20 protein-coding genes and 1 tRNA gene are annotated in these 19,782 nt (G+C 71.5%); 12 read left to right on the top strand and 9 right to left on the bottom strand.

What is annotated here, in order from left to right:
• The first annotated feature begins 4 nt into the window (after positions 1–4).
• From GA0070561_RS03245 to GA0070561_RS03225, 5 genes are all read left to right on the top strand, one after another.
• Positions 5–967, top strand: coding sequence for a UTP--glucose-1-phosphate uridylyltransferase (locus tag GA0070561_RS03245; RefSeq protein ID WP_091394705.1), 963 nt, complete (start codon positions 5–7; stop codon positions 965–967).
• Positions 964–2,277, top strand: a complete 1,314-nt coding sequence (locus GA0070561_RS03240) for a molybdopterin molybdotransferase MoeA (protein WP_091394702.1) — start codon at positions 964–966, stop codon at positions 2,275–2,277. Before GA0070561_RS03245 ends, GA0070561_RS03240 begins: the two co-directional genes overlap by 4 nt.
• Before the next feature lie 112 nt (positions 2,278–2,389).
• On the top strand, positions 2,390–3,040 hold the full coding sequence (locus GA0070561_RS03235) for a GNAT family N-acetyltransferase (RefSeq protein WP_091397273.1): 651 nt from the start codon (positions 2,390–2,392) through the stop codon (positions 3,038–3,040).
• A 206-nt stretch (positions 3,041–3,246) separates the two neighbouring features.
• Positions 3,247–4,023 (top strand): divisome protein SepX/GlpR, encoded by a 777-nt coding sequence (gene sepX / locus GA0070561_RS03230; protein ID WP_091394699.1) that lies wholly within the window; start codon positions 3,247–3,249, stop codon positions 4,021–4,023.
• Positions 4,024–4,265: 242 nt separating this feature from the next.
• Positions 4,266–4,342, top strand: a tRNA-Ala gene (locus tag GA0070561_RS03225).
• Here the strand turns inward: GA0070561_RS03225 and GA0070561_RS03220 are convergent.
• Both GA0070561_RS03220 and GA0070561_RS03215 read right to left on the bottom strand, forming a co-directional pair.
• Positions 4,321–4,674: a tyrosine-type recombinase/integrase gene (locus GA0070561_RS03220; RefSeq protein ID WP_244166039.1), complete on the bottom strand. Its 354-nt coding sequence runs from the start codon at positions 4,672–4,674 to the stop codon at positions 4,321–4,323. The two genes, GA0070561_RS03225 and GA0070561_RS03220, sit on opposite strands and share 22 nt — an antisense overlap.
• Positions 4,675–4,690: 16 nt before the next feature.
• On the bottom strand, positions 4,691–5,215 hold the full coding sequence (locus GA0070561_RS03215; protein ID WP_208603677.1) for a hypothetical protein: 525 nt from the start codon (positions 5,213–5,215) through the stop codon (positions 4,691–4,693).
• 315 nt (positions 5,216–5,530) lie between these two features.
• On the opposite strand from GA0070561_RS03215, the gene GA0070561_RS03210 reads away from it, so the two are divergent.
• Positions 5,531–5,851 (top strand): ArsR/SmtB family transcription factor, encoded by a 321-nt coding sequence (locus GA0070561_RS03210; RefSeq protein WP_208603676.1) that lies wholly within the window; start codon positions 5,531–5,533, stop codon positions 5,849–5,851.
• Positions 5,848–6,330 (top strand): SRPBCC family protein, encoded by a 483-nt coding sequence (locus GA0070561_RS03205; protein ID WP_091394696.1) that lies wholly within the window; start codon positions 5,848–5,850, stop codon positions 6,328–6,330. The genes GA0070561_RS03210 and GA0070561_RS03205 overlap by 4 nt, the downstream gene beginning before the upstream one ends.
• Positions 6,331–6,447: 117 nt before the next feature.
• Here GA0070561_RS03205 and GA0070561_RS03200 read toward each other — a convergent pair whose 3' ends face one another.
• Entirely contained in the window at positions 6,448–7,182 is a 735-nt protein-coding gene (locus tag GA0070561_RS03200) for a hypothetical protein (protein WP_141710307.1), read from the bottom strand.
• Positions 7,183–7,241: 59 nt separating this feature from the next.
• Between GA0070561_RS03200 and GA0070561_RS03195 the strand changes: the two genes are divergently transcribed.
• Entirely contained in the window at positions 7,242–8,327 is a 1,086-nt protein-coding gene (locus GA0070561_RS03195; protein WP_091394690.1) for a Gfo/Idh/MocA family protein, read from the top strand.
• A gap of 120 nt (positions 8,328–8,447) precedes the next feature.
• Positions 8,448–9,467: a hypothetical protein gene (locus GA0070561_RS03190; protein ID WP_141710306.1), complete on the top strand. Its 1,020-nt coding sequence runs from the start codon at positions 8,448–8,450 to the stop codon at positions 9,465–9,467.
• A gap of 64 nt (positions 9,468–9,531) precedes the next feature.
• On the opposite strand, the gene GA0070561_RS03185 is transcribed toward GA0070561_RS03190, so the two are convergent.
• Both GA0070561_RS03185 and GA0070561_RS03180 read right to left on the bottom strand, forming a co-directional pair.
• Positions 9,532–10,302 (bottom strand): DUF4352 domain-containing protein, encoded by a 771-nt coding sequence (locus tag GA0070561_RS03185; protein ID WP_091394683.1) that lies wholly within the window; start codon positions 10,300–10,302, stop codon positions 9,532–9,534.
• Positions 10,303–10,504: 202 nt separating this feature from the next.
• On the bottom strand, positions 10,505–11,161 hold the full coding sequence (locus GA0070561_RS03180; RefSeq protein WP_091394679.1) for a 4'-phosphopantetheinyl transferase family protein: 657 nt from the start codon (positions 11,159–11,161) through the stop codon (positions 10,505–10,507).
• Positions 11,162–11,359: 198 nt separating this feature from the next.
• Here GA0070561_RS03180 and GA0070561_RS03175 point away from each other — a divergent pair, with 198 nt between their 5' ends.
• Positions 11,360–11,629 (top strand): hypothetical protein, encoded by a 270-nt coding sequence (locus GA0070561_RS03175; RefSeq protein WP_091394675.1) that lies wholly within the window; start codon positions 11,360–11,362, stop codon positions 11,627–11,629.
• A 47-nt stretch (positions 11,630–11,676) separates the two neighbouring features.
• Here GA0070561_RS03175 and GA0070561_RS03170 read toward each other — a convergent pair whose 3' ends face one another.
• From GA0070561_RS03170 to GA0070561_RS03160, 3 genes are all read right to left on the bottom strand, one after another.
• A complete protein-coding gene (locus GA0070561_RS03170; RefSeq protein ID WP_091394671.1) occupies positions 11,677–12,459 on the bottom strand; it encodes a peptidase in 783 nt (260 codons plus the stop codon).
• On the bottom strand, positions 12,459–13,736 hold the full coding sequence (locus GA0070561_RS03165; protein ID WP_091397261.1) for a VWA domain-containing protein: 1,278 nt from the start codon (positions 13,734–13,736) through the stop codon (positions 12,459–12,461). Before GA0070561_RS03165 ends, GA0070561_RS03170 begins: the two co-directional genes overlap by 1 nt.
• 365 nt (positions 13,737–14,101) lie before the next feature.
• Entirely contained in the window at positions 14,102–15,763 is a 1,662-nt protein-coding gene (locus tag GA0070561_RS03160; RefSeq protein ID WP_244166097.1) for a dolichyl-phosphate-mannose--protein mannosyltransferase, read from the bottom strand.
• Positions 15,764–15,903: 140 nt separating this feature from the next.
• Between GA0070561_RS03160 and rsmI the strand changes: the two genes are divergently transcribed.
• Positions 15,904–16,743 (top strand): 16S rRNA (cytidine(1402)-2'-O)-methyltransferase, encoded by an 840-nt coding sequence (gene rsmI, locus GA0070561_RS03155; protein ID WP_373861709.1) that lies wholly within the window; start codon positions 15,904–15,906, stop codon positions 16,741–16,743.
• A gap of 31 nt (positions 16,744–16,774) precedes the next feature.
• Here the strand turns inward: rsmI and GA0070561_RS03150 are convergent, their stop codons facing one another.
• Positions 16,775–17,821 (bottom strand): hypothetical protein, encoded by a 1,047-nt coding sequence (locus tag GA0070561_RS03150; RefSeq protein WP_244166038.1) that lies wholly within the window; start codon positions 17,819–17,821, stop codon positions 16,775–16,777.
• 158 nt (positions 17,822–17,979) lie between these two features.
• On the opposite strand from GA0070561_RS03150, the gene metG reads away from it, so the two are divergent.
• Complete coding sequence (gene metG, locus GA0070561_RS03145; protein ID WP_091394661.1) at positions 17,980–19,782, top strand: methionine--tRNA ligase; 1,803 nt, start codon at positions 17,980–17,982, stop codon at positions 19,780–19,782.

The raw sequence follows: 19,782 nt of genomic DNA, 5'->3' as shown, positions 1-19,782 counted from the left end.
CGGCATGTCGGAGCACTCAGCGAACCCCTCATCGACGGTCGCCGCAACTGGCCGTCCCCTGGCGGTCAAGGCCGTCATCCCGGCCGCCGGACTGGCCACCCGGTTCCTGCCGGCCACCAAGGCGGTGCCCAAGGAACTGCTGCCGGTGGTGGACAGGCCGGTGTTGCAGTACATCGTCGAGGAGGCCACGCAGGCTGGCATCGGTGACGTGTTGCTGATCACCGGTCGGGGTAAGACGTCGATGGTGGACCACTTCGACCGTCGCCCGGACCTGGAGACCAGGTTGGAGGAGAAGGGCGACTCCGAGCGGCTGGCCGCCGTGCGTCGGCCCAGCGAGCTGGCCGAGATCTACACCGTGCGGCAGCCCGAGCAGCTCGGGCTCGGCCACGCCATCGGGTACGCCGAGTCGCACGTCGGCGACCAGCCCTTCGCGGTGCTGCTCGGCGACGAGTTCGTCAAGCCGTCGGAGCCGCTGCTGCCGGCGATGCTGGAGTTGCAGGCCCGCACCGGCGGTGTGGTGCTCGCCTTCTTCGAGGTCGACCCGTCCGAGACCAAGCGGTACGGGATCGCCTCCGTCGAGCCGGCCGAGTCGGAGCTGACCGACATCGGCGAGGTCGTCAAGGTGACCGGGATGGTGGAGAAGCCGCAGCCCGAGGACGCCCCGAGCAACCTCGCGGTGCTCGGCCGCTACGTGTTGCCGGGCAGGATCTTCGACGCGATCCGGCGGACCAAGCCGGGCAGCGGCGGCGAGATCCAGCTGACCGACGCGATGGAGCTGCTGCGCACCGAGGGCGTCCCGGTGCACGCGATCGTCTACCGGGGCACCCGCTACGACACCGGCATGCCGCTGGGGTACCTCCAGACGGTGGTGCAGATCGCCGCCGAGCGCGAGGACCTGGGCGCCGAGTTCCGGTCCTGGCTGGCCGACTTCGTCAAGGCCGACGCGGCAGGCGGATCTGGTACATGACCGCGACGGCCGACGCCGAGGCGGCCGCGAACGAGTTGACGCCGCTCGCCGACTACCTGGGCAGCGTGCTGCGCAGGTTGCGCGCGCTGCCACCACTCGACCTCGACCTCACCCAGGCGCACGGCAACGTCCTCGCCGAGGACGTCGTCGCGCCGCACGCCTTCCCGGCCTTCGACCAGGCGGCCGTGGACGGCTACGCCGCGCGCTGGGAGGACATTTCCGGAGGGGGCCGGGGGCCGAGCTACGTCCCGGCCCCCTCCGGCACGCCCGGCGGCCGCACCATCCGGCTCAACGTGGTCGGCGATCTCGGCGCCGCGAGCTGGCGGCCGGTCCGGCTCACCCCCGGCTCGTGCTTCTCGGTGGCCGCCGGGGCCCCGCTGCCGGTCGCCGCTGACGTCGTGGTCCCGGTGGAGTGGACCGACCAGGGCATGGCCGCGGTGGAGATCTTCCGCACCCCCAAACGGGGGTACGGGGTACGCCGAGCGGGTGAGGAGCTGCCCGCCGGCACCCTGCTCGCCCGGGCCGGCACCTACGTGTCCCCGGCCCTGGTCGCCGTCTTCGCGGCGACCGGCATCGGGCACGTGGTGGTCCGGCCCAGTCCACGGGTGGTCATCGTGGCCACCGGTGACGAACTCGTCGACGTGGGCCGGGGCAGTCAACCCGGTCAGGTGGTGGACGCGAACTCGCACGCGCTGACCGCCGCGGCAGCCGAGGTGGGCGCGCTGGCGTACCGGGTGGGCATCTGCGACGACGACCCGGAGGGGCTGCGCGGGCTGCTGGAGGACCAGACGCTGCGCGCCGACCTGATCATCACCACCGGGGGCACCGGCACCGGCCCCGGCGACATGGTGCGTCGGATCCTCTCCCGCCGTGAGGGCGGTCGCGCCGGGCCGGTCACCTTCACCGACGTGGCGCTCTATCCCGGCACCGCGCTGGGGTTCGGCACTGTTGGCGCCGAGGAGGTGCCGGTGGTCTGCCTGCCCGGCGACCCGGGCGCTGCGTTGATCGGCTTCGAGGTGCTGGCCCGCCCCGCCATCCAACTGCTCGCCGGCGCCGAGCCGGTGTTTCGACCCAGTGTGCGGGCACACCTGCTGGAGACCGTGTCGTCGCCGACGGGGCTGCGCGAGTTCCGGCCGGCGCACGTCGCCGAGCGACGCGGCGGCGGGTACACGGTCCAGCCGCTCAGCGGCGGGCCGTTCACCCTCTCCGGGTTGGCCGAGGCCAACGGGTTGCTGGTGCTCGGCGAGCGGGTCACCACGGCCGCGGCCGGCTCCACAGTGGACGTCCTGCTGCTGGACCGCCGCCGGTGACGCGTCCCGACCGGTCCGCTCGCGGCCCGCGTCGGGTGATCGTCGGGGTCTGTGCGGTGAACGCGGTGGGACCACTTGCGCGCGACACGGTCCCGCGCGGGAGACTGTGCGGGTGAGTCTCTTCGGACCCGCGCGGGCACCGGGCTGGCCGGTGGAACTGGCCGACGGCCCAGTGCTGCTGCGGCCCTACCGGCGCTCCGACGCGGCGGCGTGGTCGGAGGTGCGGCGGGCCAACCGGGCCTGGCTGGCACCCTGGGAGTCGTCACTGCCCGGCGGTTGGGACGAGATGAACTCGCCGGCCGCGTTCCGTTGGGTGCACCGCGACCAGCGGCGTTCGGCCCGCGAGGGTGAGGGCATGCCGTTCGCGGTCTGCCTGCGTGAGGCCGACCGGGACCGGCTGGTCGGGCACATCAACGTGGGCAGCATCGTGCGGCGGGCGCTCTGCTCCGGCTACGTCGGCTACTGGGTGGACGCGCGGGTCGCCGGCCAGGGTGTGATCCCGACGGCGCTGGCGCTCGCCGTGGACCACGCGTTCGGGCCGGGCGGGCTGCACCGGGTGGAGGTGAACATCCGTCCGGAGAACCGGCCGTCCCGCCGGGTGGTGGAGAAGCTGGGCTTCCGCGAGGAGGCGTACCACGTGCGCTACATGCACATCGACGGCGCCTGGCGGGACCACATCGGGTACGCGATGACGAGTGAGGAGATCGCCGCCGAGGGTGGCCTGCTGGCCCGCTGGCATCGGGTTCGCGCCAACGCGCGGTAGGAGGATTTCCCGACATCCGCCCACTCGTCCCACGGACGGGATCGGCGCGGCGCGGTGGCATCCCGGTCGGTGCGCCGTAACCTCAAGTAACTGCAAGCTGCGGCAAGCGCTCCCCGGCCGGACGATCCACGCGCCCAGGCGTGATCGATGGAAGATCCTGCGGTCGGATGGCGGTTGCTTCGAATTCGGTGACGGGAGGGGTGAGGGTGCCGACCTCGGTGCTCCTCGCCGTCCTCGCCGCCGCCGGCCTGCTCGCCCTGGCCCCGGCGTTGGTTCGCCGGTACGACGCCACCGAGCGGCTGGTGGCGGAGCGGGCGCAGTCGACGGCGCGGGTGCTCCAGCGCCGCCGACGGCGCCGCACTGTGCCGGGACGGCGACCCGTCCATCCTCCGCGCTCACTGGTCGTCACCTTGAGTGAAGACGCGACTACCGGCGCGTTGGGCGCGCCGGTCTCCGCGCCACCGGCCGTCCGCCGCTCCGGTCGACTGCGCGCGGTGCCCGCCGCACCGAAGCGGTCCCGTCGCCGCCCGCCGCCGCGCCGACAGCACACCCCCGCCGTGTACCGGCGTCGCCGGGTGCTCGCCGCCCTCCTGCTCCTCAACGTCGTCGAGCTGATCGGCGTGCTGTTCGTCAGCCCCGGCTTCTGGGTCGGCTTCGGAGTCACCTTCCTGCTCCTGGCCCTGTACGTCGTGCACCTGCGGGGTCAGGCCCTCGCCGGGCGTCGCCGCCGCCGCGCCCGCGCCCGGGAGGCCGCCTGGTTGGCCGCCCGGCAGGCCGAGGTGCGCCGGGAGCAGGCCCGCCGGGCCGCGGCCCGCCGGGAGGCGCAGCGCCGCCTCGCCGCCCAACGCGAAGGGGTACGCCGAGCCGCCATGGGCCTGGACCGGTCGGGAGACCTGCCGGCGGCGGTCAACGGTGGATCAGTCTCGTACCGGCGCTCGGGCGGCCTGCGCGGCCGTCCCTACGAGGCCGGCCGAGGCGCCTGACGCCGGGTCCCGGCCTTGCCCAGGTCCCGGCCGTGCCCGGCTGGCTTGATCGACTCGGGTTTCTGGAAGTCGGGTGGTTGTGGCGTCCGGGATGCCCCGATTTCCAGGAAGCCGAGTCGATCTTCGGGCAGGCCGGAGCGCCGGGCCGGGGGCGGATTCGCGGTGGAGGCCGACGACCTGTTAGCCTTGCTGCCGGCCCGCCCGGTGTAAGCCGGGTGGGACCGAAGCCGGTTCGCCGGCGGGGGGCTGTGGCGCAGACTGGTAGCGCACCTCGTTCGCATCGAGGGGGTCAGGGGTTCAAATCCCCTCAGCTCCACCAGCAACACGTACGACCTGGGGAGAATCCCGCCAGCAAGATCGGCGGGCACAGGTCCGACACAAATCAGCGAGGATCCGGGGCCTTCGGGCCCCGTTTTCGTTTGGCGCTCGCGTCGCGCAGAGCCCCGCTGCTGATGTTGCGGTGGCGGTCTTTCTTCGGCCACCAGTGACGGAGGTTTCCAGCGTGATCCGCAGGCTGGAGTGCCGTAGCGCGTTCTGCGCCTCGGTGGAATCGGCACCCGAGGTGATCAGGCGGGTGACGAAGTAGTGTCGCCGAGAGTGGAAGGTGGCCTCATCGGGCCAGCTGGCCGCGTTGCGCCAGGTTCGCCACATCTGCGACCACCGCTGGTCATGAATCGGTCGATCCAAGGACGACCCGTCGAGTGACGTCCAGGTGCCGGGTGACGGTGTACCTGCCAGTGGCGCCGACCTCAGGGGTCTCGCTGTTCCATCCCAGGGACGACCAGCAATCTTCGAAGCTCACGACGTATTCCCTGTTCGAGGTGAAGACGTGAGTGACGGTCGCGGTGACCACGGAGCCGATCGGAAATCGCGCCTTGATGGATAGCCACTCCTGGTCGCTCAGGCTGGCGGGCAGGTAGCTCCGTGAACGGAATCGCTCGTCGAGAGGAAGAAGGCGAACCTGACCCGGCCTGTGTTGGAGAACCTCAAACGTGGTCACTGTGCCAACTGGAGGCCAGTCAGCCGGTTCGTGTGGCAAGACCACGACGTCAACGAAGCCCTCTGGCTCTTGGCCCAGGTCCACGAGCAACCCGATCGCTCCGGGCCTCGGTATGAGGACGACCTGACCCGTGATGTGCTCGCCCACTGGGAAGCGACGACGAGCCGCGTCGAGCTTGTCCGGCTCCAACACGCCGCGAAACCTCCTCGACTGTCCCTGGATCAATGCGCCGAGGAACGGGGGGACTACTGCTGACGATCATCTCGATCATGTCAAGCGCCTGCTGGGACGCGAGTGTCAAGCATGTCCCGTGACTGAGCACTCGTTTGTTCTGTGCCGGGCCGATGGCCCGCCGCCGTGCCTCTGGCCTTCGGCCGCCAGCGCGCCGCTGACAGCCCGCCGTCGGCGCGACATACGAAGAAGCCCCGGGCCGCCATGGTTGTTGGCAGATCCGGGGCTTCGGTGATTCGCCTTGACGGCTGTATCGGTAAGTCGTAGCTTTCGTTCGTGGTGACTTACGGAGTGCATCCGGGCTGGGAGGCGTTGGGCGATCCCAGCAGGCTCGCCATCGTCCAGCGCCTGGCCGAGCGGCCCCGTGCCGTGGGGGAGCTGGCGGACGAGCTGCCCATCAGTCGACCAGCCGTGTCGCAGCACCTCAAGGTGCTCAAGAGCGCGGGCCTGGTCGTCGACCAGGCGATGGGAACCCGTCGCGTCTACCGGCTGAGTCCGGTCGGGTTGGCCGCCCTGCGGGACCAGCTCGACACCTTCTGGCGCCGGGCGCTGGACGGCTATCAAGACATCGTTGAAGAGACCGAGGAGTGCCCATGACGCAAGCAGCTACGGCGGTCGTCCGCCGACAGATCGTCGTCAACGCGCCGATCGAACAGGCCTTCACCGTCTTCACCGAGCGGTTCGGCGACTTCAAGCCACGCGAGCACAATCTGCTCCAGGTCCCGATCGCCGCGACCGTGTTCGAGCCCAGGGCCGGCGGGCACATCTACGACCGAGGTACCGACGGTAGCGAATGCCGGTGGGCACGCATTCTCGCGTTCGAGCCGCCGACCCGGGTCGTCTTCAGCTGGGACATCGGACCGACCTGGCAGGTCGAAGCCGACCCGGATCTCACCAGCGAGGTCGAAGTCCTATTCGTTGCCGAGACTCCAGACCGGACCCGAATCGAGCTGGAACACCGGCACCTCGACCGGCACGGCCCTGGCTGGGAGTCGGTCCGAGACGGAGTCGACAGCGATACTGGCTGGCCCCTCTACCTCAGTCGCTACCTCTCCCTCTTTGGTGGCGGCAGCTGACGGCACGACCCGGCAAAGGCCGTTTCCGCGAGTCGGAGACGGCCTTTGCGATCTTTCAGGTGCGTGACCGACCTTCCGACGTCCCCGACGGGCAGGCCAGGCGAGGCGTTGATCCACCTAGGCGAAGCGTTCGGTCGTCACGGGTATCAGGCCGTGCTGGCGCAGGACGTTCGTCAGCTCGGACAGGGTCGAGCCGAGCGTCGCGGTGGCGGCGGTCCTCAGCAGCGCGGTCACGTCGAGACACCAGGCCAGGGAGTGGCCGACGCGGCGCAGATCCCAGGTGAACTGGTCGCCGTGCTCGTCGAGACGACCGCTCGCGGCGGACGCGACAGTGCCGCCCGCCGGTGTCCGCCAGGCCGTCCGGAGGCTCGCCACCTGCTCGGCGCGGAGGTCCTTGGCGAAGAGGACGCGGTACACCCGCCGCTCGTGGAAGCCGGCGGGTGGCTGCGCCGGGCCGAGCCGCAGCGGCGGGGCGGTGGCGATCGGTTGATGGTCGAGGAAGTGCGTACGAAGCAGCGACTCGTCCGGCAGTTGCCCACCACCGAGCGCGCGGTGGACGTCCTCGGCCTCCCGGCGGGAGGTGGGGAGCACCCGCGCCAGCACCTCGGGGTCGGTGCGCATGCCGCGGCTCAGCGCGGCGGAACTCCACCAGCCGGCCTCCGGCGTCCAACCGGCGCTGTCCAGCCCCGTCGTGGCGAAGTCGTGGTGGCGGGTGAACTCCTCGACGACGATCCCTTCCACAGTGGTGGCCGGGCTGTGGTCGTCGGGCCGAGGTAGGACCAGGTAGTAGTCCAGGGGCGGTCCCGCGTCGGGCATCAGCACGGGTACGGCCCGCAACGGCTCGGTGGTCATCAGCACCACCGTAGCGAAGGAGAACGGTTAGCATCCGGACCTCTACGTGAGGAGCCCAGATGACTTCGGTGGCCCAGACCCGGTTCGGCATCATCGGCAGTGGCTGGCGAGGTGAGTTCTTCCTTCGCCTGGCCCGGCTGCTTCCCGAGCGGTTCCGGGTGACCGGGGTGGTGACGCGTACCGAATCGCGGGGTGCTGCCGTGACGGCCGACTGGGGCGTGCCGACCTTCCGCACGACGGCGGAGTTGCTCGCCCACGAGCGGCCCGACTTCGTCATCGTGTCGGTGCCGTGGCCGGTGACACCAGAGGCGACCCGGGAGTTGGTGGCGGCCGGCGTGCCGGTGCTCGCCGAGACGCCGCCCGCCCCCGACCTGGCGGGTCTGCGCTCGCTCTGGGCCGACGTCGGAGCCAGCGGCCTGGTGCAGGTCGCCGAGCAGTACCTGCTGATGCCCGGGCACGCGGCACGGCTGGCGTTGGTCCGCGCCGGGGTGCTCGGTGAGCCGACCTCGGTCCAGATCTCCTCGACCCACCTGTACCACGCGGTCTCGCTGATCCGGGGTCTGCTCGGCGTCGGTCACGAGAGCGCCGAGGTGAGCGCGCGCGCCTTCGTCGCGCCGCTGGCCAACCCGCTCTCGCCGGCCGGCTGGAGCGGCGACGACACCCCGCAGCAGCTCTCCACCACCCTCGCGACCATCGACTTCGGCGGGCGGATGGGGTTGTACGACTTCACCGACAACCAGTGGTGGAACCCGCTGCGTACCCGCCGGTTGGTGGTCCGGGGCTCGCGCGGTGAGCTGGTGGACGACCGGGTGGTCCGCCTGGTCGATCCGAGCACGCCGGTGGAGTCGTTCCTGACCCGGCGGCAGACCGGTCTCGACCTCAACCTGGAAGGGCTCGACCTCAAGCACATCAGCTTCGACGGCGAGGTGGTCTACCGCAATCCGTTCGTCGGCAGCGGGATGTCCGACGACGACATCGCGGTGGCCGACATCGTCGCCCGCGCCGGGGCGTGGGCGCGGGACGAGGGCCCGGCTCCGTATCCCCTCGCCGAGGCATGCCAGGACCACCTGATCAGCCTCGCGATCGAAGAATCGATACGCACCGGGCAGCCGGTCGTCACCGCCACCGAGGCATGGGGACGGTAGCTCCGGCCGATCTACTTCTGTCCCTTGGCTGACAGTACGCAACCGAGAAGCCAGCTCACCTGTGGAGCCGAGTATCAACCGAATGCCCGGGAGTACCCGGGCCCCACACGGGGAGCAAGGATGAATCGAAGCACTCGGCGCCGGATGCTCGCAGCCACCGCAACCGGTCTGCTGGCCACCTCTCTCGGCGTCGCTGTCTCCGCGACGGCGACCGCCGCGCCCGGCGGGGCGGCGCTCCGCACCTGCAAGATCAGTACGCTGCCGTACCCGACCGACACCTATCGCGCCGACGCGAACGCGGTCGACCCGACGGGTCGCTACGTCGCGGGCACCGCGCTGCGGGTCGGTGAGACCGAGAACCAGTACCTGCTGCTGTTCTGGGACGGGCAGCGGGTCACCGAGCTGGAGTCGGAGGCCTCGGCCACCCCCGTCGACATCAACGCCGACGGCGTCGTGATCGGCAACGGATCGGCGGGGACCGGCTACGGGCAGCCGTGGAGGTACCGCGACGGCAAGCTCGAGCAGTTGCCGGTGCTGCCGTCCACCGGCATCTTCGTCAGCGCCATCAACGATGCCGGCGACATCGTCGGCTACGGCTCCGACATCGTCCCCGGGGAACTGGTCGCGCTGCGCTGGCCGGCCGCCCGTCCGGGCACTGTCGAGGTGCTCGACGCCCCGGTCGACGCCCAGGCGGGTGGGATCACGGACAACGGGACGATCGTCGGCAGCGCCGGACCCTTCGGAGACTGGAACAGCTGGGTCCGCCGGCCAAACGGCCGGATCGACGCGCTCACGATCCCCGGTGCCGAGTGGAGCACGGCCAACGCGGCGGCGGGCCGCTGGGCGATCGGCCAGGTATGGCTGAGCGGCGGCACCAGCTCGACCAGGGTGCGGTGGGACCTTCGGAACGGCTCGCACACGTTGCTCGACAACGAGATGCCGGCACTGACCGGTGTCAACGCCAAGGGCGTCGTGGTGGGTGGTGACCGCGTTGCCAGGGGCACCACCTCCCGGGTCCTGCCGGGTGGCGGCGAAAGGGTGGTCGTCGGTGCCCGGTCCATCTCCGACTCGGGCACCGTCGTCGGGTTCCGCAACGTCCTCGCCGACCGGGTGACTCCGGTGCGCTGGACGGGCTGCTGACCCACCGCTCTCCCACCGCGTGGGGCCGGCCCGGACGGGGTCGGCCCCACGTCGCGTCAGCGCGTCACGGCTTCCAGGAACCGGCGGTCTGGAACTGGTCCTGGTACTCCAACGCGCCCGAGGTGTCGTGCACGTCGAACACCACGCTGCCGGTGCGTCTGGTGCCAGCGGTCAGGTCGTCCACGGCCGGCATCGGTTTGCCGCAGCCGGAGAAGGCTCCACCGATCGCGGTGGTCTTGGTGCCGTCGGCAGCGACCCACTGAAAGTAGAGCGGGTTCGTCGACGCGGTGCCCTTGGTGACAGCCACTGTCACGTCGGCGATCACGTACATGCCCTCGCCGGGCTTCAGTCCGTGGGACTTGCAGGGTTTGGTGGCGCTGCTGAACTTCGTCACGGTGATCTCGACGGTGCCTGCCTCGCTGTTGACGACCAGGGTGTCGCCCGGCGACAGGTCGCGGGTGTCGCCGTTCGCCGGCGGTGGGGTCGGCGGGGTGGCCTGTGCCTCGCTCACCGTGGTCGAGGTGCCCTTGGTGCCGATGACGACCGCCACGATGCCGCCGGCGCAGGTGAGCAGGGTGAGTACGGCTGCGGTGACCGCGACGAGCACGACGGACTTCTTGGCGCGGTCCGTCTGCGCCAGGGGTGGTGCGATGATCGGGTAGCCGGGGCCACCGGGTGCCCGATATCCGCCGCCAGCGCCCGTGTGCCCGCTGGCCGCCGGGTACGCAGCCCCCGAGAACGGCGGCTGCGGTGTCGCCGCGAACGAGCGGGTCGGCTGCTGCGGGTTCGGTTGCTGGGGGTCGTGCGGCCTGACACGGGGCTGGGGGTGGGTCACCGTACTCCTTGACGCTTCGGTACGTGCGGTGCGGGAACTCTTCGACGTTACCGTGGGTGGCGGGGCGTCCAGTGGCCACGCCAGAGGGCTTCCCACCGCGAGGTTGCGAAACCGCTCAGGCCAGCGTGGACAGTGTTCAATCGGTCACCGAACGCCAATGTGGATCGGTATCCCATCCATCGCTATGAGTAACCGGGCGAGGTCAACGCGCTGAAAGCACGGCGGCGGTGCGGACCAGCCCGTCGGCGATCACGAAGCGGCCGCTGATCGATGTCGGCGGGTCGTCGACCCCCGCCGCGTCCACCCGGGCCGGTGCGATCCGGGCAGTGAACGTACCGGCATCCGGATCGATGTCGAGTCGGGCGTCGTGGAAGTCCAACCAGCCGCGCACGACCGGATGCCACACCTTGTAGACGGTCTCCTTCGCGCTGAACAGCACGACCGGCCAGTAGGTGCCGCTGGGTAGCCGGGCGCAGGTGGCCTCCTCCTCGGGCAGCAGCACGAGCCGGCGTACTCCCGGATTGACCTCGCGGTGCTGCTCGGCGTCCATTCCGACGGACCGGATGTCGGTGGTGCGCGCCGCCGCGGCGGCGCAGTAGCCGGCGGTGTGGGTGATGCTGCCGACCACCCCGACCGGCCAGACCGGCGCGCGGTCGGCGGCGGCCGGCACGGCGGTCGTCGGCAGGCCGAGGTCGCGCAATGCCTTGCGGGCGCAAATCCTCCCCGCGGCGAAGTCCCGCCGACGGGTCTGCACCGCCCGCTCGCCGAGACATGCCTGCTCAGCGGGGAGCAACGCGCCCGTCCAGTCCTCGGGCCCGGCGACGGCGACGGCGACCGTCGATGGCAGCAGGTCACGCATTCCGGTGACCTACTGGTCGGTAGGAATGACGCAACGAATTAACCGTCAAATTTCCGACTCCCACGACCGCCGAAGGTACCGCAAAGATGTAACACCGGAGGGACGCGCAGCGCCCTCCCTGATGGCTCCGGGGGGACCACCATCAATGCTGGCCGGCGCGGCAGCCGCCAGTCCCGTGGACATCTGGAAGGACGTGCGATGACCGATGGCCTGGAACGGCCGGGGGTGCGGGCTGACGAACACGCCCCGAAGACCCCCTGCTGGAGCTGCGGCTCCTGCGGTGACGAGTGGCCGTGCGCGACGAAGCGCACCCGGCTGCTGGCGGAGTACGGGGATGATCGCGCCATGCTCAGCGTCTATCTGGGCTCCTGCCTCGCCGCCGCCACCGAGGATCTGCGCGCGGCCCCGGTGATGTCGCTCCAGGACCGGTTCATCGGCTGGTTGCCGCGCGGCTCCCGGCGTAGCTGAGTCTCTGGTGGCCCCGCTGCTGGGGCGGGGCCACCAGAGGTGGCGTCTCAGGGACGTCGAGGGCGTCGGGTCACCGCGAAGCCGACCACGCCGGCCACCGCGGCGAGCACGCCGCCGATGCCGGTCCAGACCCAGCGCGAGCCGAGATCCGGCAACCAGGCCGCCAGCGAGCCGCTCTCGTCGTCGGCGTCCGCGTCCACCGGGGGTACGGCGTTGAGCACCGTGCCGGCCTTGGTGTTCGGCACCAGCGGGGCGGCCAACTCGCCGTCGTCAGCCGAGGCGCCCCGGTCGGCGATGGTGCCGACCAGCAGATCGACGTCGATCGGCGCACCCAGATCCGGCTCCGGCAGCTCGATCACGGAGAGTCGGACGACGTACGTGCCGGGCAGCGGGTCGGCCGACCAGGGCTCCGCCCACGACCGCACCTCGCGCAGCGTGCAGCCCAGCACCACGTTCGACGCCTTCGCGTCCACTGTCGGGGTCTGGGCCCCCGCCGTGCACGCCTGGCGTCGGCGCAGCCCGTCGAAGACGTCCACCGTCCAGGTGGAGGCGCCGCTGCGTCCCTTCGGGAAGGTGACGGTGGCGTTGATCTCGTGCACCTGGCCGGCCGTCGCCGGGAACGACCAGTAGAGGTGGTCGCCGATCGAGGCGTCCACCCGTACCGGTTGACCGGCGGTGATCGGGGTGGCGGTGAGGAACGACGTGCCGGCACGGTTCACCGGCGTGGCACCCGGGGAGGGGGTCGGTGCGGCCACGGCCGCAGCGGGGAGCAGAGTGGCCACGCCGGCGGCGAGCAGCGTCGCCGTCGACCGGAACAGTGCGGTACGCATCAGTTCTCCCTCCAGGTGGCGACCCACCAACGGGTGAGCAGACCGGCGAGCAGACCGGTGATCAGCCCGGCGATGGTGAGCAGGGCGAGCAGCACCCAGCCCCGGCCGAGGTCCGGCCCGTCCGGTGCGGGTGCGGCGGCGACCACGTCGATGGTCAACTCCACCGGCATGCCCGGGGTGGCCGCGGTGCCGGGACGCGGGGCGAACGAGTTGCTGACCACCAGGCAGACGGTGGTGGGTTCGATGACCGGCGCCGAGCTCTGCTCGGTCTCGGCGGCATCCTCGTCGTCGGCGGTGGCCGACCAGCGCAGCCCGGCGGAGAGCACGTCGGCCCGCCCGCTGCCGGCGTCCGCGCCCCGGACGAGTTCCCGGCCGTCGGCCGCGGTGGCCCGCAGCAGCACCCCGTAGTCCCGGTTGACGGCCCGGTCCAACGCCATGCTCACCGAGGCCCGCAGCTCCTGCCCGGGGCGGATCGGCACCCGGTAGTAGCGATGCTCGGAGAACGCCTCCCGGTCGGCGTAGACACCGGGGGCGAGCAGTGGCGCCGAGTCGCACGCGCTCGTGCCGCCGACCACGGTCGGGGCCCGGGTGTGCGTGTCCGCGGCCCGCTCGACGAGCTGTTTGATCCGGTCGGTCAGCTCCTCGGCGCTCTGCGCGGCGGTGTAGGTCCCGCCGGTCGCGCTGGCGATGCAGAGCAGTTGCCGGCGAACCTTCTCGTCGGGGGCCAGACCGAGGGTGTCGACGACCAGGCTGGTGCCCTGGGCGGCCAGTTCCCGGGCGACCTCGCACGGGTCCGGCGGAGCGCAGGTGTCCTCGCCGTCGGTGATCAGCACGATCCGCCGGGTGGTGGCCCCGGTGCCCAGGTCCTGCGCGGCGGAGCGCAGCGCCAGCCCGACCGGAGTGAACCCGGTCGGCCGAAGTGTCGCCACCGCCGCCTTGGCAGCGGACCGGTCCACCGGCCCGACCGGCACGATCTGCTGGGTGTCCTGGCAACCGACCTTCTTGTCCTTGCCGCGGTAGGTCGCGCCGAGCACCCGGATGCCGAGCTGTGTCTCCTCGGGCAGCGCGTCAACCACCTCGTTGAAGGCCTGCTGGGCGACCGAGATCCGGGTGCGTCCGTCGATGTCGGCGGCGCGCATCGACCCGCTGACATCCAGCACCAGCTCGACCCGGGGCGGCTCGGGAGCCGGCTCCTCGTCGGCCTGCGCCGGCCCGGTCAGGGCGGTGGTCGCCAACAGTCCGAGAAGGACCGCCGTCGATCGTCTGAAGTTGATCACGATCCGCAGTGTAGTGAGATCCACTTTGGATGATCGTTTGGGTGGAGGCGTACGGAACCGACGACTCCGGCTGGGCCGGGGATCGCCTCTGACCGGCCGCGCCCGCGCTCAGGGTCCACGCCGGGTCACCCTCGGTCAACTGTGCGAGGGAAGCTGTCGGCTCGGCCAGCATCCGTCGGAAATCTGACCCAAGTCGACCCGTTGTGCCGGTGGTGCGCGGTGGTTAAGCTCTTCTTGCGCGCCCCAATCGCCCGCTTCCCCCGTGGCAGGCGATCGGGGCGCGCGTCTTTGTCAAGAAGGGCCCGCACGCTTCGGCGTGCGGGCCCTTCTTCCGTCGCGCTGTGCGGCGCGTCGCGTGTCGATGCTTATATCCACCGGCCGTCGAGCCACATCCGGGACAGCCAGTCCGAGTACGGAATCACCCGACCCACGAAGATCGGATAGAAGTACGCGAAGCAGAGCGCCACCAGCAGCACGTACGCCCCCGCCGCGATGCTGCCCACCAGTCGGCGCTCATAACTCGGGTCACCGGGCACCAGCGGCGCCACCGCACCCACGTCACCTCCGGCAGGCGCGATCAGCGCGCCCAGCACGTACACCACGGCCAGCACCAGGAACGGCACCGCCGGCGCGGCGTAGAACGAGAACATCGTCCGGCCGTCGAGGGCGAACCAGAACCACGGCAGCAGCCCGGCGGCCACGGTGAGCAGGATCGCGCCGGCCCGCCAGTCCCGACGGGCCACACCCAACCAGACCAGCGCCACCAGAGCCGGCAGGAACGACCACCAGAGCAGCGGGGTGCCGAGCAGCAGAATCTCGGAGGCGCAGCTCGCCGCGCCGCAGACGCCGTCGCCGGCGTAGTGGAACGCCACCGGCCGACCCAACAGCAGCCACTGCCACGGCCACGACTGGTACTTGTGCGCGTCATCAAGCTGGGCGTGGAAGCCGTACGCCGCGCGGTGGTATTCGAAGAGATTGATCAGCGGGCCGATCACCGGCCGGTCGCTGAGCCGGGAGCCCGGGTAGGACGACGCGAGCCGGTAGTAACCGTCGTCGGTGAGCAGCCAGCCCGACCAGGTGGCGAGGTAGGTGCCCAGCATGAGCACGCCGGCGAGCACCAGCCAGGGCAGCTCGTCGACGAGCGTGTCCCGCCAGGGCCTGCGGGCGCCCGCCGAGCGGCGGACGCCGACCTCCCAGAAGAGCACCAGCAGCGCGAAGGCCGGCACGAAGTACAGGGCGCTCCACTTCACCGCACAGGCGCAGCCGATCAGCACCCCGGCGGCCAGCCGCCACCACGGCCAGGTGCGCCAACCGGTCGGCGGACGGCCGGCCCGGCCCGGCTGACTCGGATCGAGCCCGTCGTCCAGGGCCCGCGCCCAGCGTCGACGGCGGGCGTCCCGATCGAGCACCAGTGCGCCGAACGCCGCCAGCACGAAGAAGAGCAGGAAGATGTCGAGCAGGGCCGCGCGGGACAGCACCAGGTGGAAGCCGTCCAGGGCGAGCAGCAGGCCGGCCGCGCAGCCGAGCACCGTCGAGCGGAACATCCGCCGACCGATGCGGACCAGTAGCAGCACCGACAGCGTGCCGATCACCGCCGCCGAGAAGCGCCAGCCGAACTCCGGCGCCGTGGTCATCAGGTGCCCGGGGACGGAGACCTTGGAATCGGCGTCCTGATAGCCGAACGCCCACTCGCCGACGCCGATCAACCACTTGCCCAGCGGCGGGTGCACCACGTACGACGGGACGTTGTCCTTGTAGTTCCACTCCACGCCACGCGAGATCAGCCCGTAGGCGTCCTTGGCGTAGTACGTCTCGTCGAAGATCTTGCCCTTCGGGCTGGACAGCCCGACGAAGCGCACGATCGCCGCGATGGCCACCACCACTGCCGTGGCCAGCCAGGAGAACCGGTCGACCTGGGTGTCGACGGTGGCGAACCGTCGCCGGACCACCGCGGCCACCCCGCCGCCCTCGGCGCTCGGTGTCGTCGGCTCCTGGGTGGCACTGGGCTCGCCCGTCACCTGGATCATCTTGTCCGGATCGGCGCTCGGGCTCTGCGCTGTCGACGCACTCGTCACCCGGCGATCGTAGGCTGCCAAGGTGTCCGGTGGCGTCCGTCGTCCCTGATACCGGTATTCCCAGCAATGAAGGAGACGAATCCGTGGGTGAAATGTCCGAAGTTGGGCGCCTGATTCTGCTCGGTGCCCCGCTCGGCAACCCCGCCGACGCCTCGGCCCGACTCCGGGAGGTGCTGATCAGCGCCGACGTGGTCGCCGCCGAGGACACCCGCCGGCTCACCCGGTTGGCGCGCGATCTCGACCTCACCGTCGGCGGTCGAATCGTCTCCTACTTCGAGGGCAACGAGGAGCGGCGCACCCCCGAGCTGGTCGAGGCCATCCTCGCCGGGTACGTGGTGGCGCTGGTCACCGACGGCGGGATGCCGAGCGTCTCCGACCCCGGCTACCGGCTGGTCCGGGCCACGTTGGATGTCGGAGCGCCCGTCACCGTCGCCCCCGGGCCCAGCGCGGTCACCACCGCGCTGGCCGTCTCCGGGCTGCCCTGCGACCGGTTCTGCTTCGAGGGCTTCCTGCCCCGCACCGGCGGCGGCCGTCGATCCCGGCTGCGCGCGCTCGCCGCCGAGGAGCGCACCCTGGTCTTCTTCGAGGCGCCGCACCGGATCGGGGCGACGCTCACCGACCTGGCCGACACGTTCGGGGCGGACCGGCCGGCCGCGCTCTGCCGGGAACTCACCAAGACCTACGAGGAGGTGCTCCGCCGCCCCCTCGGCGAGCTGGCCCGGTGGGCCACCGAGGGGGACCCGCGCGGAGAGATCACCCTGGTGGTGGCCGGAGCCCCGGTGACCGCGGCCGAACGCCCCGACGACGACACCCTGCGCGCCGCCGTCGCCGAGCGGGAGGCCGCCGGCCGGTCCCGCCGGGACGCCATCACCGACGTCGCCACCGAGTACGCGCTGCGCCGCCGGGACGTCTACACGATCGTGCACAGCTGACCGAGCTGGTCCGGTCCGCCGGACGGCGGGTTCACCACGCGGCGGCCAGGAAGCCGACGGTGATCAGCGTGGGGCCGGCGATGGCGGCGGCCACGGCCCAGCGGCGGTGCCGGCGACCGGGCAGCCGGGCCGACCCGGTCCACCGGACGATGCCGCCGGTGCAGGCCAGCACCACCAGCAGACCGGGCAGCCACCGCAGGTGCCGGGCCACGCCGACGTCCGCGTACGCGGTGCCGCTGTCCGGGCCGGTCATCCGCGCCTGTAGCGCGGTGCCGGCCGTGCTCTCCTCGACGGGCACGCCGCTGACCCGGACGCCATGGGCGATGAACCGCCCGTCCTCGGCCGTGAAGATCCCCCGGCACCGCAGGGTGAGCCCGCCGCCGGAGCAGTCGTCGATCACCACAGTGCCCGTCCGGGCGTGCCCGACAGCGAGCCAGAACGGGCCGGCGCTGACCCAGGCGAAGAAGGCCGCAACCAGGCTCAGCACCACCAGCGCGGCGAGCCCGGGCAGCGGATCCGGCGGTGGGGGCGTGCGGCTGGGTGCCCGGCGCAGCGCCAGCCGGAAGCCGCGAAGCCGCGCCGGTGCCGCTTCCTTGCGGACCGGGGTGCCGTCCCAGTGCACCTGCTCGATCGGCGCCCAGAAAGCGCCGCCGTCGTCGTCGCGCGGGTCGCCGTCGGGCCCATGGTCGCGCTGCCGGCCCTGCTGCCGGACCGGCACCCGACGCGGCACCGCGTCCACCGGCGCGCCGGTGGTCGGCTCCACCTCGACGGTCTCCGCGCCGGCCGGTGCCGCGCCGGCCGGCGGGCCCGACGAGCCGGGCCGGACCGGGCTGGGTACGGGTGCTCCCGGGGTCGGACGGGTCGGTGTGGGTGACGGCGCCGTCGGCGTGGGGCGGGCCGGAGCGGACCTCCCCGCCGGGGTGGGCCGCTGCGCACCCGGGTCGGCGCTGGGCACGAGTCGGGGCTGCGGCGCGACCCCGGCGACCCGGGACGCGGCGGGCTGGGACCCCGGGTCGTCACCGACCGCCGGCCCGGTGGGACGGTCCTCGTGGTCCCGTGCCGCTCCTCTGCCCGTCACGACGTTCATTGCACACCGCGCCAGGAGATGAAACGGGCAGGTGAGCCGCGTGTCGACGACAAATCGGACCAACGGGCGACGTGGTCGGCCCGGTCCGCCGGTCCGGCACCCCCCATTGGTTCGCGAACGCCCCGGACGGGTCACTAGGCTCACTGCTCATGAGTCACGTTCTCGCGGCAGTGGCCTGGCCGTACGCCAACGGCCCCCGCCACATCGGCCACGTCTCCGGTTTCGGCGTTCCCTCCGACGTCTTCGCCCGGTACATGCGGATGGCCGGCCACGACGTGCTCATGGTCTCCGGCACCGACGAGCACGGCACCCCGATCCAGGTGCAGGCCGACGCCGACGGGGTGACCCCACGCGAGCTGGCCGACCGGTACAACAGGGTGATCGTCGAGGACCTGCACGGCCTCGGTCTCTCCTACGACCTGTTCACCCGCACCACCACCCGCAACCACTACGCGGTGGTGCAGGAGTTGTTCGAGGGGATGTACCGCAACGGCTACATCGTGCCGAAGACCACCATGGGCGCGATCTCCCCGTCCACCGGGCGCACCCTGCCCGACCGCTACATCGAGGGCACCTGCCCGATCTGCGGGTACGACAGCGCCCGCGGTGACCAGTGCGACAACTGCGGCAACCAGCTCGACCCGATCGACCTGATCAACCCGAAGTCGCGGATCAACGGAGAGACTCCGAAGTTCGTCGAGACCGAGCACTTCTTCCTGGACCTGCCGGCCCTGGCCGAGGTGCTGCGGCAGTGGCTGGACACCCGTGAGGGGTGGCGGCCCAACGTGCTGCGGTTCTCCCGCAACCTGCTCGACGACCTCCAGCCCCGGGCGATCACCCGTGACCTGGAGTGGGGCGTGCCGATCCCGCTCGACGGCTGGCGCGACCGGCCGGACAAGCGCATCTACGTGTGGTTCGACGCCGTGATCGGCTACCTGTCCGCCTCGATCGAATGGGCCCGCCGCTCCGGCGACCCGGACGCGTGGCGGAAGTACTGGTCCGCCGACGGCGCGGGGAAGGACGCCCAGTCCTACTACTTCATGGGCAAGGACAACATCGTCTTCCACTCGGTGATCTGGCCGGCGCTGCTCTCCGGCTACTCCGGCGAGGGTTCCCGCGACGGTGAGCCGGGCGAGCTGGGTCGGCTCAACCTGCCCACCGAGGTGGTCTCGAGCGAGTACCTGACCATGGAGGGGCGCAAGTTCTCCTCGTCCCGCAAGGTGGTCATCTACGTTCGCGACTTCCTGGAGCGCTACGACGCCGACGCGCTGCGCTACTTCATCGCCGCCGCCGGCCCGGAGAGCAACGACACCGACTTCACCTGGGCCGAGTTCCTGCGCCGCAACAACGACGAGTTGGTCGCCGGTTGGGGCAACCTGGTCAACCGGTGCGTCTCGATGGCCGCGAAGAACTTCGGGGTGATCCCGCCGGTCGACCCGGCCGGGCTCACCGAGGCTGACGAGGCGCTGCTCGCCGTTGCCCGGACCGGGTTCACCACGGTCGGCGACCTGATCGGCCGGCACCGGCAGAAGCAGGCGATCGGTGAGGCCATGAAGGTGGTCGCCGAGGCCAACAGGTACCTCTCCGAGCAGGCGCCCTGGAAGCTCAAGGACGAGGCGGACAAGCCCCGGATGGGGACCATCCTGCACGTCGCCCTTCAGGTGATCAGCGATGCCAACACGCTGCTCACCCCGTTCCTGCCGCACTCCGCGCAGCAGGTGCACGAGCTGCTCGGGGGCACCGGCGTGCACGCGCCGATGCCGGTGATCGAGCAGGTCGACGACCTGGACGGCGGCCCGGCGTACCCGGTGCTCACCGGGGACTACACAGTCGGCGCGCGCTGGGAGTCGGTGTCGATCGAGGCAGGTCGCCCGCTGGCCGCGCCGAAGCCGGTGTTCCGCAAGCTCGACCCGTCGATCGTCGACGAGGAACTGGCCCGGCTCGCCGACTGA

Source organism: Micromonospora saelicesensis (assembly GCF_900091575.1).
In the GTDB taxonomy this organism is placed as follows: Bacteria; Actinomycetota; Actinomycetes; order Mycobacteriales; family Micromonosporaceae; genus Micromonospora; species Micromonospora saelicesensis.
Note: the sequence above shows the minus strand (reverse complement) of the source record. Positions and strands in the feature narration are given on the sequence as shown.

What these genes read in the sequence shown, in the direction of transcription:
- GA0070561_RS03245 (WP_091394705.1), top strand. Translation starts at nt 5, where the DNA reads ATGTCGGAGCACTCAGCGAACCCCTCATCGACGGTCGCCGCAACTGGC.
- GA0070561_RS03240 (WP_091394702.1), top strand. Translation starts at nt 964, where the DNA reads ATGACCGCGACGGCCGACGCCGAGGCGGCCGCGAACGAGTTGACGCCG.
- GA0070561_RS03220 (WP_244166039.1), bottom strand. Translation starts at nt 4,674, where the DNA reads ATGTGGCGAACCTGGCGCAACGCGGCCAGCTGGCCCGATGAGGCCACC.
- GA0070561_RS03205 (WP_091394696.1), top strand. Translation starts at nt 5,848, where the DNA reads ATGACGCAAGCAGCTACGGCGGTCGTCCGCCGACAGATCGTCGTCAAC.
- GA0070561_RS03200 (WP_141710307.1), bottom strand. Translation starts at nt 7,182, where the DNA reads ATGACCACCGAGCCGTTGCGGGCCGTACCCGTGCTGATGCCCGACGCG.
- GA0070561_RS03195 (WP_091394690.1), top strand. Translation starts at nt 7,242, where the DNA reads ATGACTTCGGTGGCCCAGACCCGGTTCGGCATCATCGGCAGTGGCTGG.
- GA0070561_RS03190 (WP_141710306.1), top strand. Translation starts at nt 8,448, where the DNA reads ATGAATCGAAGCACTCGGCGCCGGATGCTCGCAGCCACCGCAACCGGT.
- GA0070561_RS03180 (WP_091394679.1), bottom strand. Translation starts at nt 11,161, where the DNA reads ATGCGTGACCTGCTGCCATCGACGGTCGCCGTCGCCGTCGCCGGGCCC.
- GA0070561_RS03175 (WP_091394675.1), top strand. Translation starts at nt 11,360, where the DNA reads ATGACCGATGGCCTGGAACGGCCGGGGGTGCGGGCTGACGAACACGCC.
- GA0070561_RS03170 (WP_091394671.1), bottom strand. Translation starts at nt 12,459, where the DNA reads ATGCGTACCGCACTGTTCCGGTCGACGGCGACGCTGCTCGCCGCCGGC.
- GA0070561_RS03160 (WP_244166097.1), bottom strand. Translation starts at nt 15,763, where the DNA reads ATGATCCAGGTGACGGGCGAGCCCAGTGCCACCCAGGAGCCGACGACA.
- rsmI (WP_373861709.1), top strand. Translation starts at nt 15,904, where the DNA reads ATGTCCGAAGTTGGGCGCCTGATTCTGCTCGGTGCCCCGCTCGGCAAC.
- metG (WP_091394661.1), top strand. Translation starts at nt 17,980, where the DNA reads ATGAGTCACGTTCTCGCGGCAGTGGCCTGGCCGTACGCCAACGGCCCC.